General features: G+C 68.0%; 18 protein-coding genes. 6 read left to right on the top strand and 12 right to left on the bottom strand.

Annotated features, from left to right (window positions below; genetic code table 11):
* Window positions 1-31 precede the first annotated feature (31 nt).
* A complete protein-coding gene (locus tag AC0QC4_RS03460; RefSeq protein WP_483658319.1) occupies window positions 32-775 on the top strand; it encodes a GIN domain-containing protein in 744 nt (247 codons plus the stop codon).
* 34 nt (window positions 776-809) lie between these two features.
* Here the strand turns inward: AC0QC4_RS03460 and AC0QC4_RS03455 are convergent, their stop codons facing one another.
* On the bottom strand, window positions 810-1,670 hold the full coding sequence (locus AC0QC4_RS03455; protein ID WP_483658318.1) for a metal-dependent hydrolase: 861 nt from the start codon (window positions 1,668-1,670) through the stop codon (window positions 810-812).
* 58 nt (window positions 1,671-1,728) lie between these two features.
* Here AC0QC4_RS03455 and AC0QC4_RS03450 point away from each other — a divergent pair, with 58 nt between their 5' ends.
* Complete coding sequence (locus AC0QC4_RS03450) at window positions 1,729-2,340, top strand: TetR/AcrR family transcriptional regulator (protein WP_483658317.1); 612 nt, start codon at window positions 1,729-1,731, stop codon at window positions 2,338-2,340.
* A gap of 64 nt (window positions 2,341-2,404) precedes the next feature.
* Here AC0QC4_RS03450 and AC0QC4_RS03445 read toward each other — a convergent pair whose 3' ends face one another.
* Complete coding sequence (locus AC0QC4_RS03445; RefSeq protein ID WP_483658316.1) at window positions 2,405-3,061, bottom strand: ferritin-like domain-containing protein; 657 nt, start codon at window positions 3,059-3,061, stop codon at window positions 2,405-2,407.
* Between the two features lie 163 nt (window positions 3,062-3,224).
* Here AC0QC4_RS03445 and obgE point away from each other — a divergent pair, with 163 nt between their 5' ends.
* Entirely contained in the window at window positions 3,225-4,274 is a 1,050-nt protein-coding gene (gene obgE / locus AC0QC4_RS03440; RefSeq protein WP_483658315.1) for a GTPase ObgE, read from the top strand.
* Between the two features lie 10 nt (window positions 4,275-4,284).
* Here obgE and AC0QC4_RS03435 read toward each other — a convergent pair whose 3' ends face one another.
* Window positions 4,285-4,836 carry a rhomboid family intramembrane serine protease gene (locus AC0QC4_RS03435; RefSeq protein WP_483658643.1) on the bottom strand — a complete coding sequence of 184 codons (552 nt, stop codon included), beginning with the start codon at window positions 4,834-4,836 and terminating at the stop codon, window positions 4,285-4,287.
* Window positions 4,837-5,255: 419 nt separating this feature from the next.
* Between AC0QC4_RS03435 and proB the strand changes: the two genes are divergently transcribed.
* Together proB and AC0QC4_RS03425 are read left to right on the top strand one after the other, a co-directional pair.
* Window positions 5,256-6,362, top strand: a complete 1,107-nt coding sequence (gene proB, locus AC0QC4_RS03430) for a glutamate 5-kinase (protein ID WP_483658314.1) — start codon at window positions 5,256-5,258, stop codon at window positions 6,360-6,362.
* A 163-nt stretch (window positions 6,363-6,525) separates the two neighbouring features.
* The gene (locus AC0QC4_RS03425; protein WP_483658313.1) at window positions 6,526-7,473 is read left to right on the top strand and encodes an NAD-dependent epimerase/dehydratase family protein; all 948 of its coding nucleotides are present in this window, start codon (window positions 6,526-6,528) and stop codon (window positions 7,471-7,473) included.
* Window positions 7,474-7,488: 15 nt separating this feature from the next.
* Here AC0QC4_RS03425 and AC0QC4_RS03420 read toward each other — a convergent pair whose 3' ends face one another.
* Genes AC0QC4_RS03420 through AC0QC4_RS03405 form a run of 4 tightly spaced genes read right to left on the bottom strand, consistent with a single transcriptional unit; the run spans window position 7,489 to window position 10,592 of the window.
* Window positions 7,489-7,842: a DUF423 domain-containing protein gene (locus AC0QC4_RS03420; protein WP_483658312.1), complete on the bottom strand. Its 354-nt coding sequence runs from the start codon at window positions 7,840-7,842 to the stop codon at window positions 7,489-7,491.
* A complete protein-coding gene (locus AC0QC4_RS03415) occupies window positions 7,835-9,640 on the bottom strand; it encodes a cation:proton antiporter domain-containing protein (RefSeq protein WP_483658311.1) in 1,806 nt (601 codons plus the stop codon). The genes AC0QC4_RS03420 and AC0QC4_RS03415 overlap by 8 nt, the downstream gene beginning before the upstream one ends.
* A complete protein-coding gene (locus tag AC0QC4_RS03410; protein WP_483658310.1) occupies window positions 9,637-10,065 on the bottom strand; it encodes an iron-sulfur cluster assembly scaffold protein in 429 nt (142 codons plus the stop codon). Before AC0QC4_RS03410 ends, AC0QC4_RS03415 begins: the two co-directional genes overlap by 4 nt.
* Window positions 10,062-10,592 carry a CvpA family protein gene (locus AC0QC4_RS03405; protein ID WP_483658309.1) on the bottom strand — a complete coding sequence of 177 codons (531 nt, stop codon included), beginning with the start codon at window positions 10,590-10,592 and terminating at the stop codon, window positions 10,062-10,064. The genes AC0QC4_RS03410 and AC0QC4_RS03405 overlap by 4 nt, the downstream gene beginning before the upstream one ends.
* A gap of 126 nt (window positions 10,593-10,718) precedes the next feature.
* Between AC0QC4_RS03405 and AC0QC4_RS03400 the strand changes: the two genes are divergently transcribed.
* Entirely contained in the window at window positions 10,719-12,095 is a 1,377-nt protein-coding gene (locus AC0QC4_RS03400) for a pyridoxal phosphate-dependent decarboxylase family protein (RefSeq protein ID WP_483658308.1), read from the top strand.
* Between the two features lie 30 nt (window positions 12,096-12,125).
* Here AC0QC4_RS03400 and AC0QC4_RS03395 read toward each other — a convergent pair whose 3' ends face one another.
* Genes AC0QC4_RS03395 through AC0QC4_RS03375 form a run of 5 tightly spaced genes read right to left on the bottom strand, consistent with a single transcriptional unit; the run spans window position 12,126 to window position 15,055 of the window.
* The gene (locus AC0QC4_RS03395) at window positions 12,126-12,428 is read right to left on the bottom strand and encodes a HigA family addiction module antitoxin (protein ID WP_483658307.1); all 303 of its coding nucleotides are present in this window, start codon (window positions 12,426-12,428) and stop codon (window positions 12,126-12,128) included.
* Window positions 12,429-12,473: 45 nt separating this feature from the next.
* Window positions 12,474-12,704, bottom strand: a complete 231-nt coding sequence (locus AC0QC4_RS03390) for a BrnA antitoxin family protein (protein WP_483658306.1) — start codon at window positions 12,702-12,704, stop codon at window positions 12,474-12,476.
* Window positions 12,691-12,978, bottom strand: coding sequence for a BrnT family toxin (locus AC0QC4_RS03385; protein WP_483658305.1), 288 nt, complete (start codon window positions 12,976-12,978; stop codon window positions 12,691-12,693). The genes AC0QC4_RS03390 and AC0QC4_RS03385 overlap by 14 nt, the downstream gene beginning before the upstream one ends.
* Before the next feature lie 23 nt (window positions 12,979-13,001).
* On the bottom strand, window positions 13,002-14,369 hold the full coding sequence (radA, locus tag AC0QC4_RS03380; RefSeq protein ID WP_483658304.1) for a DNA repair protein RadA: 1,368 nt from the start codon (window positions 14,367-14,369) through the stop codon (window positions 13,002-13,004).
* Window positions 14,370-14,410: 41 nt separating this feature from the next.
* Window positions 14,411-15,055 carry a DUF2490 domain-containing protein gene (locus AC0QC4_RS03375; protein WP_483658303.1) on the bottom strand — a complete coding sequence of 215 codons (645 nt, stop codon included), beginning with the start codon at window positions 15,053-15,055 and terminating at the stop codon, window positions 14,411-14,413.
* Window positions 15,056-15,136 lie beyond the last annotated feature (81 nt).

The following is a 15,136-nucleotide window of genomic DNA, read 5'->3' as shown; positions in this document are numbered from 1 at the left end:
CTGCCGGGCGTCGGGGGGCAGACTCCTCCGCATGACACCAGCCACCAAGCTCATCGCCGCGACCCTTGCCGTCTCGCTGTTCGCCGTGCCGGCCTCTGCCGATAGCAAGAGGTTCGGTCTGACCGGCTTCGACGCCGTCGACGTGCGCGGCGACATGATCGTCGAGATCGTCGACGCAGCGCCGGTGCGCGCCGATGCCGAAGGCGCGCGTTCGACGCTGGAGACGCTGAGCATGGAGGTGCAGGAACGCACGCTGACCATCCGCCAGCTATCCGACGGGCCTTATGGACCGCGTCGCGCGGGAGAGCCGCCGGCGCGCATCCGCATCAATGCGCGCGGTCTGTCCCGCATCAGCGTGCATGGCGGCGGGCGGGTCACCGTCACCGGCATGCGCGGCCAGCAGGTCATCGTCACGCTCGACGGGGCCGGCACGCTCGATGCGCGCGGGATCATCGCCGAACAGCTTGACGTACGCGCGGCGGGGCAGGGCACGGTCACCGTCGCCGGCCGGGCGCGGTCGATGAGCGCGGTCAACAGCGGTGCCGCCGCGATAGAGGCGCAAGCGGTGCTGCCGCGCGATCTGTCGGTGCGGTCGAGCGGCGCCGGTTCGGGCAACTATGCGGCCAGCGGCACGGCGCGGGTCGATGCGCTGGGCGATGGCAATGTCACCGTCACCGGCCGCGCGCGCTGCACGGTGCGCAATGTCGGTGCCGGCACGGTCAACTGCGGCCCCGCCGCACGCGGAACGCTCCCCACCACCGCCGACGTGGAATGATACCAACCCCTTCCCGCAAGCGGGAGAGGGACGATCAGGCCGCCACCTTCAGCCGGGCGTCCTCGAATGCGCTGTCATAACTGCCGATCAGCGCCCGGTCGTCATGCTGCCAGGGGTGGAAGCCGGGCTTGAAGTAGCTCAGCCATTCGGGGACCAGCTTGCGCAGCACCCCGGGCTTGCCGAGCAGATACCACCAGATACGCGCCGTGACCTTCCAGCCGCTGAGTCCATCCTGCCGCAGCAGCGCCTTCATGCCCTTGATGCGCTTGGGCCAGAATCGGCTGGTGACCAGCAGCATCATGATGGTCTTGGCCTTCCAGCGGCGCCAACGGGTCCAGCCCCTGGTCGCGTGGAGGAAGGTGTCATAGGCGACGCCCTTGTGCTCGATCTCCTCGATCGCGTGCCAGCGCCACAGATCGCCCCATTCGCGGTCGGCACCCTCCAGCAACGCCGGATTGCGCAGGAAATCGGCGGCAAGGATCGCGGTGTAATGTTCGAGCGCGATGGTCGCGAGCAGATTGACCATCGGCGGGCGCTTGGCGATCAGGTCGAGCACATGGTCGACATCGGCGTTGAGTTCACTGAGGTCGTAGCCGGCTTCCTCCACCTTGCGGTTGAAGGCGACGTGCTCGCGGCTGTGCATCACCTCCTGCATGGTGAAGGCACGGATTTCCTGCGCCAGCTTCGGCGGCACACCGTCGCGATGGGCTTTCACCGCCTCGATGAACATCGCTTCGCCACGCGGGAAGGTGACCGACAGCGCATTGTAGAAGGCGGTGGCGATCGGATCGCCGTTCATCCACCAGCGCCGCTGCGCCACGTCGCGGCCGAAGCGGCGGTCGCGCGGGGTGATGGTCAGGTCGGCAGGGGTGGGGGAGAGGGAAAGGCTGGACATTTGCGATGCTCCGGCTGCAACATGGCAACAGGAAGCAGATAAAGAGAAACTGACACGAATGTCAATAGTGAGAAAGCGGCTGAGCCATGCGGCATCGAGGGAAATGGCGCTGGATGCGGCACGCGAACTGCTGATCGAAGCCGGGCCGCAGGCGGTGACGCTGAAGGCGGTGTCGGCCCGCATCGACCGCACCCACGCCAATCTGCTGCACCATTTCGGCAGCGCCGCCGGATTGCAGAAGGCGCTCGCCAGCCATCTGACCGACCAGGTGTGCGACAAGATCGCCGCCAATATCGATGCGAGCGAACCGGGCCAGCGCAATATCCGCGAGATCGTCGATCTGACCTTCGACGCCTTCGGGCGCGATGGCGCGGGCGCGCTCGCCAGCTGGATGGTGATGACCGGAAACGAGGACGCGCTCGACCCGATTGTCGAGTCGATCCACTCGCTGATCGATCACCTCTCCCCCGACGCGCATGAAAAACGGGTGCTGCATGAGGATACGCTGGCGCTGGTGCTGATGGCGCTCGGCGACGCGCTGATGGGCGAGCCGATGGCCGCGGCGCTCGGCCTGCCGCGCGATACCTCCCGGGTATTGGCGACCGAACTGGTCGAAGGCCGCATAGCCGCGTTCATGGCCGAACATGGCCATGACGTGCTGGAGCGCTGACCCCTAGCACAAGCAAGGGCGCGACGGTTGCCCGCCGCGCCCTGCCCTCGAACCTCTGGTCCGATCAATAGCCGCGCGTGTCGCCGGTCATGGCGCCACCGCCGGTCGCGATGCCCGGGCTGCTGCCGAAGCCGGTCAGCGGGGCATCGGCATCCGTGCCCGACCGATGAGTCGAGCCGAAGGCGGCGCCAGTGCCGGTGCCCGCAGCGATGCCGTCATTGGTTCCGCTGCGGTCATGGCTGGTGCCGCCGCTTTGCGATGCCGTGCCGCTGCTGCCCTCGATGCTGTGCTTGAGCGCGCTCATCCGGTCGTGGCCGCGGCGCACCGACTCATATGCCTTGCGCACGGCTGCTTCGGCGGATCCGGTCAGCTTGCCGCTGTCGAGCGCCGATTCATATTTGGCCTTGATATGGTCTTCGCCGCGCTCGACTTCCTTGATGATCGCGCTGTCATCGCTGCCGGTCACGGCATCGCGAAGAGACAGGAAGGCGCGGTGCGCGGCGGCGAGTACGGTGCCGTCGTCTTCCGGATTGCCGCCCAGGGTTCGCACTTCGGCCTGCAGGTCGCGCACGCAGCGTTCGCGCTCACCGGCGAATTCGGTGAACATCGAGCGATAATGGTCGCTGGTCGCATTCTCGGCCGCCTTGCGATAGCCGTCGACGCTGTCGAGCGTGGTCGCGATCAGGCTGTTGAGCGTGGCTTCATTGTCGTTGCCGATCATGATGGGTTCCTTTCGCATGTGGCGCAGGGGGGATGCGGCAGGGTGCCGCGCGCCATGCGGGGGTAATGCGCAGGGGGCGGCTGCGGTTTCGTCGTTGCCGGGGCGCAATGTCCCGGCAGCGCGGCGACTCGCCAAATGGGCGACCACCGACTAAAGGCGCGCGATGCATTTCCTCGACCAAGCCAAGATCTTCATCCGCTCCGGCGCGGGCGGCGGCGGCGCCGTATCCTTCCGCCGGGAAAAATATGTCGAATATGGCGGGCCCGACGGCGGCAACGGCGGCAAGGGCGGCGATATCGTCTTCGAAGCTGTGCCCGGCCTCAACACGCTGATCGACTTTCGCTACACCCAGCATTTCCGGGCCGAGCGTGGCCATGGCGGCATGGGACAGGACCGCACGGGAGCGGGCGGCGACGATCTGGTGATCAAGGTGCCGGTCGGCACGCAGATACTCGCCGATGACGAGGAGCGCAGCCTGATTGCCGATCTCACCACGGTCGGGCAGCGCATCGTGCTGCTGCGCGGCGGCGATGGCGGGCGCGGCAACGCCAGCTACAAGACCAGCACCAACCGCGCCCCGCGCCAGCATGGCACCGGCTGGCCGGGCGAGGAAATGTACGTCTGGCTGCGGTTGAAGTTGCTCGCCGATGCCGGTCTCGTCGGCCTGCCCAACGCCGGCAAGTCGACCTTTATCAACCAGGTCACCAACGCGCAGGCCAAGGTCGGCGCCTATGCCTTTACCACCACCCGCCCGCAGCTCGGCGTTGTCCGGCACAAGGGCAATGAATTCGTCATCGCCGACATCCCCGGCCTGATCGAAGGCGCGGCGGACGGGGCGGGCATCGGCGACCGGTTCCTCGGCCACATCGAGCGCTGCCGGGTGCTGCTGCATCTGGTCGACGCCAATGACGAGGATGTCGCCACCAGCTATCGCATCGTCCGCGACGAGCTGGAAGCCTATGGCGCGGGCCTGACCGACAAGCCGGTGGTGGTCGCGCTCAACAAGATAGACACGCTCGACGACGAACTGATCGCCGCATTAAGCGCAGAGCTCGAGGAAGAGAGCGGCGCGGAGGTGATCTGCATCAGCGGCGCGAGCGGCGTCGGCGTCGACTGGGCGCTGGACAAGCTGCTGGAGGCGATCGGCAGCGATCATGCCGCAGTGAGCGAGGACGACGACGGCGAGGATGCGATCGAATGGTCGCCGGTGTAAATCGAGAGCATCAGCCGTCGGAGAAATGGTGCGGCTTCGATTCCAGAAAATAGGGTCCTGCCCAAAGCCCAAACAGCAGGCCGCCGACATGCGCTTCCCAAGCGACGCCACCTTCCCGGTGGGCCAGTAGGGCTGGAAGTGTGAACATGACGAGCGGCCAGAAATGGTCGGCGATGAACCGCTTGGCCAGCTGCCAAGTCCTGCGGGAAAGCAGCGGCAATACCCGGTGATCCTCCGGATTGATCCGCCACAATAGTCCGAGAAGTCCGCAAATCGCGCCAGACGCTCCGACCATTGGGGTCGTGCTACCGATGTGGAACGGCAGGAATGCACTGGCCCCCGCCAGTCCGGACAGAAAGAAAAAGACCAAGAAACGGAAGATATTTCTTGGGAAGCCACCTACATGGCCCACCACAATCGGCACAATCGCCCATAACGCAGTGGCGTTGAAGGCCAGATGGATAAGTCCGGCATGCGTGATCATGTGCAAAACGATGGTCTCGTATCGACCGTCGTTCAATGCGCTCCAACTCACGCCCCATGTCTCGATCCAGTGTCGCATGGATCCATCGACAAGATGGACCATAAGAAGCGCAGTGCACAGTCCACACAATAATATCGCAACAATCCGACCCTCGATGGGGTGCGAACCTTCCGCGAGTTTTCCAAGTGAATCCGCCTCGGTGGCTGGCACAGGCCGATGCCATGAATATCCACCGTCTTCGCTCATCGAAGACAATATAGCATTTGTCGCGCACTCGTCGAGAAAATTGGGCGGCCATTCGATTGCCGCGAGGAGCTGTCGGGCAGTGGATACATGGAAACTACCGACCTCGAGACCGGCACGGTCAAAGCTTGGTGGCGGGGATGGGCGATAGTAGCGCGGCATGCCCGCTTGGGGTGCCCCAACCTTGCTCAGTGCATGCGAATTTGCCCGGCGACTGATTGGCGCATGCCCTTTGACGCGCTATCGCGGCCACAATGATCCTGTTCCCGCCCGCCACCTGTCCGCGCCTGATCGTCAAGATCGGCTCGGCGCTGCTTGTCGATGCCGATGGCGGCGTGCGGCGGGCGTGGCTGGAGGGGGTGGCGGCGGATATCGCGGCGCGCATGCGCGACGGGCAGCAGGTGGCGGTGGTATCTTCGGGCGCGATCGCGCTGGGGGCGCGGCGGTTGGGGCTGGCCAAGGGCGGGCGCGCCTCCCTTGAGGATGCGCAGGCGGCGGCGGCGACCGGGCAGATCGCGCTCGCGAGCGTGTGGGCTGAGGTGCTCGGGGCCGAGAGGCTGACCGCGGCGCAGATGCTGGTGACGCTGGGCGATCTCGAAGACCGGCGGCGCTATCTCAATGCCGCGGCGACGCTCGACCGGCTGCTGACGCTCGGCGTGGTGCCGATCATCAATGAGAATGACAGCGTCGCCACAGAGGAAATCCGGTTCGGGGACAATGACCGGCTGGCAGCGCGGGTCGGCCAGGCGGCGGGCGCGCAGGGCGTGCTGTTGCTGTCCGACGTCGATGGCCTCTATGACCGCAACCCGGCGCTGCCGGGCGCGCAGCATATCGCGCGGGTCGAGCGGATCGACGGCGCGGTGGAGGCCATGGCCGACCGCGGATCGGCGTCAGGCATGGGGTCGGGGGGGATGGTCTCCAAGATCGCCGCCGCGCGCATCGCCAACAGCGCGGGAGCGGACCTCGCCATCGCCTCCGGGCGGGTCGCACGGCCGCTCTCGGGCGCGGCGCGACATACGCTGTTCGTAGCCGAACGCGCGGCGCGGGCGCGCAAGGCATGGCTGGCGGGCGGGCTGACCGCCGGCGGCATGCTGACCATCGATGCGGGCGCGGTACGGGCGCTGCGTGGCGGCGCCAGCCTGCTTGCCGCCGGGGTGCGCGCCGTCTCCGGCCAGTTCGAGCGTGGCGACGTGCTCGACATCGCCGGGCCGGACGGCGCGGTGGTGGCGCGCGGCCTCTCCGAATATCCTTCCGTCGATGCCGCCCTGATCCTCGGCCTGCCGCGCGATGCACAGGAGGCCGCGCTGGGCTATGCCCCGCGGGCGGCGATGGTTCATCGCGACCATATGGCGCTGCTGTGATGTATTCTATTGAAATCAGAGGGGGTTGCGCCAAGTCGCCAAGAGGCGAGGAGCGCAGCTCAATCCGCGACGCGGCTCAAGAGAGCAATCCAAACGCAGTCCTGATGCCAGCAGTTAACAGGTCGCATCGCGACAAGGCACGCGCTCCTGGCCGCTTGGCGACTTGGTGCGAACCCGTTTTTTCGACGGGCGGGTTCCCGTGCTGACGCTCGCCGTTACCGGCGCGACCGGCTTCGTCGGGCAGGCGGTGGTCGATCATGCACTGGCGCAGGGACACCGCATCCGCGCGCTGGCCCGTCGACCGCAGGTTGCACGCGAAGGGGTGGCGTGGGTTTCGGGCGATCTCTCCGACGGCGCCGCACTTGCTGCGCTGTGCGCCGGTGCCGACGCCGTCCTGCACATCGCCGGCGCGGTCAATGTGCCCACGCGGGAGGCGTTCGCCGTCGCCAATATCGCGGGCACGCAGGCGGTGGTCGATGCCGCGGCGGCGGCCGGGGTCAGGCGGTTCGTCCATGTCTCCAGCCTTGCGGCGCGCGAACCCGCGCTCAGCAACTATGGCTGGTCGAAAGCCGGTGCCGAGGATGTGGTGCGCGCCTCCGCGCTCGACTGGACCATCGTCCGCCCGCCGGCCATCTACGGCCCGCACGATGCCGACATGCTGGAGCTGTTCCGCATGGCGCGGCGTGGCTTCATGCTGCTGCCCCCTGCCGGGCGGCTGTCGCTGGTCCATGTCGTGGACCTTGCCCGGCTGCTGGTTACGCTCGCCGCTGGCCATGACGGCACCGGCCAGCTCTATGAGGTCGATGACGGCACGGCGGGCGGCATGACCCACCGGGATCTGGCCGACGCCATCGGCACCGCGGTCGGCCGGACCCGCCTTGCGGCCGTGTCCGCGCCGCGCTGGCTGCTGCATGCGGCGGCGCGCGGCGACCGGCTGGTGCGCGGGCCAAAGGCCCGCCTGACGCCCGACCGCGCCAGCTACATGGCGCATCCCGACTGGACGGTCGATCCCGCGCTGCGGCCTGCGCAGGCCATCTGGCAGCCGGAAATCGCCGCTGCCGACGGGCTCGCGGCAACCGCGCGCTGGTACCGGGCCAACGGCCTGCTCTAGCGCTCCAGCGTCTGCCTAGCGTGTGGGCCGGTCGCGCAGCGCGGCCAAGGCGACCGCCAGCCAGCCGCCGATCATCAGCACGCCGCCGATCGGGGTCACCGCCCCCAGCCAGCGCGGGCCGCCCAGCGCCATCGCATAGAGGGTCAGCGCAAACAGCGCGGCGCCGGTCAGCAGGGCGATGGTGGCACGCGGGAAGCGTGACGCCAGCGCCAGCGCGGCGACCGCGTGGATCAGTTGGTACAGGCCGCCGGTGCGTAGCCACTCGGCCGCCTGCGGGCTTGCCGCGCCATGCGCGCCGAACGCCCCCGCGCCGATCGCCAGCGCGGCGGACAGCGCCGCTGCGATGGTCAGGCTGCGCCGGTCAGTCATCGCGGCTCAGCCGGTCGGCGATGCGGTCGAGTATCTCGCGTGGCCGCTGCTTGCTGCCGGCAAAGAAGCGCAGGTCCATGCCGGCGCTGATGTCGCCGCTATCGATCTGCAGCGCCAGTCGCTTGGTATCGAGATGCCGCACCGCGCGCTCGGCATCGGCAATGTCGCCGGGCTCGGTGCCCACCGCCTCCAGCGTCATCAGCGCCATCGCCATTGCGCTTTCGAAGGTCTCGCGCACCGCGCCGTGCGGCCCGGCCGGGGCCAGCGCCATCATCTGCCGCCGGTCATAGGCGCGAACGAATATCTTGGCCTGCGGGAAGGCATGCATCACCGGCTCGATCTGCTCGGCACCATAGCTCTGGTCGTCGATGCAGAAGGCGATCACCTGCGCGTCCTCGGCACCGGCGTGACGCAGCACGTCGAGCCGCAGCCCGTCGCCATAATAGACCTTGATGTCGAATCGTCCGGAGGTCTCGATGGTGGCCGGTCGCTTGTCGATCAGCGTCACCGAACAATCGGCAGCGTTGAGCATCTGCGAGACGATCTGGCCGAAGCGGCCGTGGCCGACGACGATGGCGCGACCCCGTGGCGCATGCTCGGGCCCGTCGAGCGCGCGGTCGGCGGCGATATCCTCGTCGCTGCGGCTGTATTCGAGCCGCCGCGCGAACAGCATCAGGAACGGCGTGCTGGCCATCGACAGGGTGACGACGGCGCCGAACAGGCTGGCCGCCTCCGGCCGGATCAGCAGCGCCTCCTGCGCCTGCGCGAACAGCACGAAGCCGAACTCGCCGCCCTGGCTGAGCAGCAGCGCCAGCGCCAGCGCCGGCCGCCAGCTCATGCCGAACAGCCGCGCCACCACCCAGATCGTCCCGGTCTTGACGATCACCAGCCCGGCGGCGAGCCCGATCACCGTCAGCGGCCGTGCCGCGACCACCTCCAGATCGAGCACCATGCCGACGGCGAGGAAGAACAGGCCCAGCAGGATCGAGCGGAACGGTTCGACATCGGCCTCCAGCTCGTGCCGATAGGGCGAATCCGCCAGCATCACCCCGGCGACGAACGCGCCCAGTGCGACGGAGAGGTGCAGCGCATGCATCAGCCCGGCGCTCGCCAGCACCGCGAACAGGCCGACGACCACGAACAGCTCGCGCTCGCCGATGCCGCCGACCAGCTTGAGCAGTGGTGTCATGATGAAACGCCCGGCCAGCACCAGCCCCACCACCGCACCGACGGTGTAGAGCCCCAGCGTCCAGCCCGACGGATCGGATGGGTCGGGCGGCACGCGGGACAGAGCGGCGACCAGCGTGATCAGCGGGACGATCGACAGGTCCTGAAACAGCAGGATGGAAAAGGCGCGCTCCCCGAACGGCGAATTGATCCGGCCGGTCGCCTTGAGGCTGGGGAGCACCTGCGCGGTGGAGGACAGCGCCAGCGGGAAGGCCAGCACCAGTACCGCCTGCCAGGTAAAGCCGGTGGCGAACAGCAGGAACCCCGTCAGCGCGATGCCGCACGCCATCACCTGCGTCAGGCCCAGGCCGAAGATCTCGCGACGCATCCGCCACAGCCGGTTGGGGGAGAGTTCGAGCCCGACGAGGAACAGCAGCATGGCGATGCCCAGCTCGGCGAAGGCCAGCTTCTCCTCGCCGCCGCCGACCATCGCAAACCCCTGCGGGCCGACCAGCGCGCCGGCGACCAGATAGCCCAGCACCGCACCCAGGCCGATGCGGCGGAACAGCAGCACGAACAGCAGCGCCGCACCCAGCAGGATGGTGAATTCGATCAGGACTGCGCCGTTCATGCCGCAGCCCGGCGGCTGGTGGCGGCGAGCGCCGCGTCGAACGGCAGCAGGATCGCGGCATACCGTGCGGGATAGGCACGGGCCGGGGCGAGCGCCGCGATTCCCGGCCAGTCGGGCGGGGTCGCCCGCTCGCCGCTCAGCCAGTCGGCCAGCGCGCCGCGCGTCGTGGCGATGGCGCCGATATCGCGGCCGGTAGCGCCAGCGGCGAACAGGCCGGCACTGGCTTGGCCGACCGCGCAGGCATGGACATCCATGCCGACCGCAGCGATGCGCCCGTCGTCGCCCAGCGCGATGTCGATGAGGATACGGCTGCCGCACACCGGGGTGCGCAGCTCGGCGCTGCCGTGCGGCGCGGGCAGCCGCGGGTGCAGCGCGGCGCCGAGCGCCAGCCGCAAAATCTCGGTGGTGTAGAGCGCGCCGCTCATGGCGCGGGCTCTGCGGCCGGCGCGTCGGACAGCCGCTCGGCGACGAGACCGGATAGCGCGGCACCGGTCGCGCGCAGCAGCGGATAGGTCCGGCTTTCCTCCATCCATGCGGGCCGCTCGCTGTCCTTGCCGAAGATCAGGTCATGGCCCAGCGTCACGACCATGAAGGCGGCGGCGACGATCAGCAGCGCTTTCAGCGTGCCGAACCCGGCGCCCAGCACCCGGTCGACCGGGCCGATCAGCGATTTGCGTGTCGCTCCGCCGATGCGCCGCGCCACCAGCTTGCCGCCGCCCCAGATCACCCCCATGATCAGCGCAAAGGCCAGCACGCCGGCCCCGGCCTCCGTGCCCACCAGCTCGTACAGCCACATCGTCAGCGGCTCGTGGAACAGCCGTACCGCGAACAGCGCCACGATCAGCGCGGCGAGGCTCAGCGATTCCTGCACGAACCCGCGCAACGCCCCGGTGATGAAGCCGCCGGCGAGCGCGAGGAGGACGAGGACGTCGAGAGCAGTGAAGCTGGCCATGGCTTGCCGATTAGGCGGTGCGCGTTGGGGGAGCAATGAAAACTGTGCGGGAACCCCCTCCAGCCGCGGCCTCCTGACGATGCCTTCGGCGTCGACAGGCCCACTGCCCCTCTCTACGACAGGGCCATGGATACGCTCGACATCGCCTTCGCCGAGGCGCGCCGCTACCTCGCCTCGCTCGACACCCGGCCGGTCGCTTCCCGCGGCACGCCGGAGCAGATGCGCGCGCCCCTTCCCGCGCACTTCCCCGCGCATGGCATGGCCGCGACCGAGGTGGTGCGCGCCATCGCCGCCGCCGCCGAACCGGGGCTGACCGGCAACGCCGGCGGGCGCTTTTTCGCCTGGGTGAAGGGCGGCGCGCTGCCCGCTGCGCTCGCCACCGACATGTTGTGCGCGGCGTGGGACCAGAATGCCGTGCTCGCATCGACCAGCCCCGCCGGCGCGGTGCTGGAAGAGGTCGCGGGCCGGTTCCTGCTCGATGCACTGCGCCTGCCGGCGGATGCCAGCTATGCCTTCGTCACCGGCTGCCAGATGGCCCACACCACCGCGCTCGCCGCCGCACGCCACGCGGTGCTGGCGCGGCAGGGGTGGGATGTCGAGGAGCAGGGGCTGCACGGTGCACCGGCAATCCGCGTGCTCGCCAACGCCCATCATCATTCGTCGGTCACACGTGCGCTGCGCCTGCTCGGCCTCGGCAGCGCGTGCGTCATTCCGCTGGGCGGGCCGCAACCCGGGCGGGTCTCGGCGGAAGCGCTGCGCACGGCACTGGGCGAGGCGCCCGATGCGCCGACCATCGTCATCCTCAACGCTGGCGATCTCAACATCGGCGCGTGCGACGATTTCGCGACGCTGTGCCCCATCGCCCAGGCCGCCGGGGCATGGGTGCATGTCGATGGCGCCTTCGGTCTGTGGGCCAATGCCAGCCCGCGCCTGGCGCCGCTGGTTGCCGGCGTGGCGCTGGCGGACAGTTGGGCCACCGACGGGCACAAATGGCTCAACACCCCCTATGATTGCGGCATGGCGATCACCCGCGATGCTGCCGCCCATAGCGCGGCCATGCGCATGACGGCGGCCTATCTGACCAGCGGCGGGCCGGTGCGCGATCCGATGGACTTCACCCCCGAATGGTCGCGCCGCGCCCGCGCGCTACCGGCGCTCGCCGCACTGATGGAGCTTGGCCGCGACGGCCTCGCCGCGATGGTCGAGCGCTGCTGCGATCATGCCGCCGCCATCTACGACGGCATAGTCGCGCTCGACGGCGCCATCGGCGTCGCCCGGCCGACGATGAACCAGGGCCTGATCCGCTTCGACGCGCGCGAAGGCAGCAATATCAGCGACGCGGTCATCGCCGCGATTAACGGCAGCGGCGAAGCCTTTTTCAGCGGCGGCAGCTGGGACGGCGAACGGGTGATGCGGATCAGCGTGTGCGGCTGGAACACCAGCGCTGACGACGTCGCGCGCACCGTGGCGGCGGCGGCAGAGGCGCTCCGCGGATTGCGGTGACGTGGCGCACGGCGCCCTGGATGCACGGTCTCAAGCGGCAATCGCGAATTTATCGACCTTGATTTCCGCCTCATGCGCGCGCGCCTGCGCCAGCTCATAGCTCGTCTGCATCCGCAGCAAGGTATCGGCCTTGATCCCGAACGCCTTTTCAAAGCGGATGGCCATGTCGGCGAACAGGCTGGCGTTGCCATTGAGCAACGTGCTCAACGCCTGACGCGACACGCCGAAATGCGTCGCCAGCGCCGTTGCGCTGACGCCGGCTGGATCGACGATCTCGGTCTTCAGCCAGTCGCCGACGTGCACAGCCAGCGAGGGATGCATCCTAAGCGCCATGATAATCCTCCAAATCCAAATAGCGTTTCAGCGCAGTCAATGGTCTCAAATCCGCCCATCCGTTACCAACTGACCCAACGCCGCATTCACCCGCGTTTGCCACCCAGGCCCGCTGCCACGCAGATGCTCGACGATATTGGCGTCGAGGCGGATTTTGACCTCGACCTTGGGAGCCTCCAGCTTCGGACGCCCACGCTTGGACGGCTTCATTCGGGCAATGAAGCCGGTATCCATGGTTGGATTGTCATCGTGAATGGCAGGGTCAAACTTGATCAAAATAATCTCTCCTCTCGCGCTTTTCGGCTGAGCGCAGGCTGATCACACGAATGCTGTCGTCATCGGAGCCTTCGGTAAACACCATCGCGTAAAGGCTCTCGCCAATGAAACCGAGCGCAACGAAGCGTAACTCACCATAATCGAAACGGTCGTCTTCGGTTTCGATTGCCGTATCCCAATCGAAAGCGGCCGCCGCCTGCAATGAAATGCCATGCTTGGCGAGATTGATTTCATCCTTCGCTGGATCAAACTCGATTCGTATATTAATGTGCACCCATTAAAAGGCAAGCGCGGGCATCACCCCGGCCCCAGCAGCCGGTCCACCACACCCGCCAGCGTCGCGTGCGTTTCCGTTCTGAGCGTGGTGTCTGGCGCGCCCAGGGTGGGCAGGAGAGCCCGCTCGAAGCCGAGCTTGCCGGCTTCCTTGAGCCGCAGCGGCGCGTGGGCGACCGGGCGCAGCTCGCCGGACAGCGCAACCTCGCCGAACACCACCGCGCCTGCCGGCAGCGGTCGCTCGGCGAAGGCGGAGACGATGGCGCAGGCGACGGCAAGGTCGGCGGCGGGGTCGGCCAGCCGATAGCCCCCGGCGACGTTGAGATAGACTTCGGCGGAGGAGAGCGAGAGGCCGCAGCGCGCCTCCAGCACCGCCAGGATCATCGCCAAGCGTCCTGAATCCCAGCCGACCACGGCCCGGCGCGGGGTCGCCCCGCTGGCCAGCCGCAGCGTCAGCGCCTGGATTTCGACCAGCACCGGCCGTGTCCCTTCCATCGCCGGGAACACTGCCGTGCCCGCCGTGGTCTCGCCATGCCGGTCGGTCAGGAACAGCGCGGAAGGATTGGCCACCTCGGCCAGACCGCCGGCACCCATCGCAAACACGCCGATCTCGTCGGTGCCGCCGAAGCGGTTCTTGACGCTGCGCAGGATGCGATACTGGTGGCTGCGCTCGCCTTCGAACGCCAGCACGGTATCGACCATATGCTCCAGCACGCGCGGGCCGGCGAGGCTGCCGTCCTTGGTGACATGGCCCACCAGAATGAGTGCGGTGCCGCGCTCCTTGGCGAAACGGATCAGCTCCTGCGCCGAAGCGCGTACCTGGCTGACCGTGCCCGGCGCGCTGTCGATCAGGTCCGAATGCATGGTCTGGATCGAATCGATCACCAGCAGGTCGGGTGCCGCGCTGCCTGAAAAAGTGGTGAGGATGTCGCGCACCGATGTCGCCGCTGCCAGCACCACCGGCGCATCGGCATAGCCCAGCCGCCCGGCGCGCAGCCGCACCTGCCCTGTGGCTTCCTCGCCCGAGACATAGGCGACCGATTTTCCGGCCAGCGCCAGCCGCGCCGCGACCTGCAGCAGCAGCGTCGACTTGCCGATGCCCGGATCGCCGCCGATCAGGCTGGCCGAACCTGCCACCAGCCCGCCGCCCAGCGCAGTATCGAATTCGGCGATCCCCGACAGCAGCCGTTGCGGCATCGTCTCAGCGCCCGACAGGGTCTCGGTGACGATACGCATGCCGCCGGCGGACAGGTCATGCCTCTGCGCAAAGGCCGTGACCGGCGCTTCCTCGACCAGCGTGTTCCACTCGCCACAATCGGCGCACTGCCCCTGCCAGCGATTCGACGATGCGCCGCAGGCCTGGCAGACAAAGGTTCGTTTCGGCTTGGCCATCGGCTCCGTTTATACGGAACACAGCAAGAACGCCAGCCCGCTCAGAAACTCGCCTCGATGCCGATGATCGGCGCATGGCCGACCACATCCTCGCGCCCGTCGCGAATATCCTGCTGGCGCAGATAGCCAAGGCTGAGGCTCCAGCGATCGCTGACTTCGTAGCCGACGCCGATCTGCGTTCGCAGCCCGGTCAGCCCCTCCTGCCCGGTGCCGCTGGTCGCCTGCAGGGTCCAGAAGGTCTCGGCGTCGGCATCGAAGCTCCACCGCGACTCCTGCCCCAGCGGCACGCTGACCCCGCCGCGCGTGCGCAAGCGCCATCCGGTCTGCGCAGCATTGTCGACGAAACGCTGCTCGAGCCGCACCCGCCCGCGCAATATCCCGTATTTCAAGGACATCTGCTGCAGCAGCCGGGTCTCGTTGGCGGCGCCATCGTTGATCCGCCGTTCTACTCCGCCGGACAGGGTGACATTGTCCGACAGGTCGTGCTTGAGCCACAGCCGCCCGAAATAGGTGTCGGGGTTGCCGTCATCGCCATCGCGGAACCGCTGGGCGGTCTCGATCTCGACGCTGGTATCGTCGCCGACCGCGATCTCGACCGACGGGTTGATCCAGAATTCGAAATTATCGTCGGCGGCGAGCGCCGGGGCGGGAATCAGCAAGATGGCGAGAGCAAGTCCCGCGAGCACACGACAAGGCAAGGCAGATCTCCATGAAGCCCCCCTCCATGGCAATGCTGGCGACGCACTTGGCAGACCTGCCGGGGATGT

The organism is Sphingomonas sp. jy18 (assembly GCF_056931895.1).
The sequence above is the reverse complement of the archived record's forward strand: the minus strand, read 5'-3'. Positions and strand labels throughout refer to the sequence as shown.

Coding starts and splice junctions, on each gene's coding strand:
- AC0QC4_RS03460 (WP_483658319.1), top strand. CDS start 32: ATGACACCAGCCACCAAGCTCATCGCCGCGACCCTTGCCGTCTCGCTG.
- AC0QC4_RS03455 (WP_483658318.1), bottom strand. CDS start 1,670: ATGTCCAGCCTTTCCCTCTCCCCCACCCCTGCCGACCTGACCATCACC.
- AC0QC4_RS03450 (WP_483658317.1), top strand. CDS start 1,729: ATGTCAATAGTGAGAAAGCGGCTGAGCCATGCGGCATCGAGGGAAATG.
- AC0QC4_RS03445 (WP_483658316.1), bottom strand. CDS start 3,061: ATGATCGGCAACGACAATGAAGCCACGCTCAACAGCCTGATCGCGACC.
- obgE (WP_483658315.1), top strand. CDS start 3,225: ATGCATTTCCTCGACCAAGCCAAGATCTTCATCCGCTCCGGCGCGGGC.
- AC0QC4_RS03435 (WP_483658643.1), bottom strand. CDS start 4,836: ATGCGACACTGGATCGAGACATGGGGCGTGAGTTGGAGCGCATTGAAC.
- proB (WP_483658314.1), top strand. CDS start 5,256: ATGATCCTGTTCCCGCCCGCCACCTGTCCGCGCCTGATCGTCAAGATC.
- AC0QC4_RS03420 (WP_483658312.1), bottom strand. CDS start 7,842: ATGACTGACCGGCGCAGCCTGACCATCGCAGCGGCGCTGTCCGCCGCG.
- AC0QC4_RS03415 (WP_483658311.1), bottom strand. CDS start 9,640: ATGAACGGCGCAGTCCTGATCGAATTCACCATCCTGCTGGGTGCGGCG.
- AC0QC4_RS03410 (WP_483658310.1), bottom strand. CDS start 10,065: ATGAGCGGCGCGCTCTACACCACCGAGATTTTGCGGCTGGCGCTCGGC.
- AC0QC4_RS03405 (WP_483658309.1), bottom strand. CDS start 10,592: ATGGCCAGCTTCACTGCTCTCGACGTCCTCGTCCTCCTCGCGCTCGCC.
- AC0QC4_RS03400 (WP_483658308.1), top strand. CDS start 10,719: ATGGATACGCTCGACATCGCCTTCGCCGAGGCGCGCCGCTACCTCGCC.
- AC0QC4_RS03395 (WP_483658307.1), bottom strand. CDS start 12,428: ATGGCGCTTAGGATGCATCCCTCGCTGGCTGTGCACGTCGGCGACTGG.
- radA (WP_483658304.1), bottom strand. CDS start 14,369: ATGGCCAAGCCGAAACGAACCTTTGTCTGCCAGGCCTGCGGCGCATCG.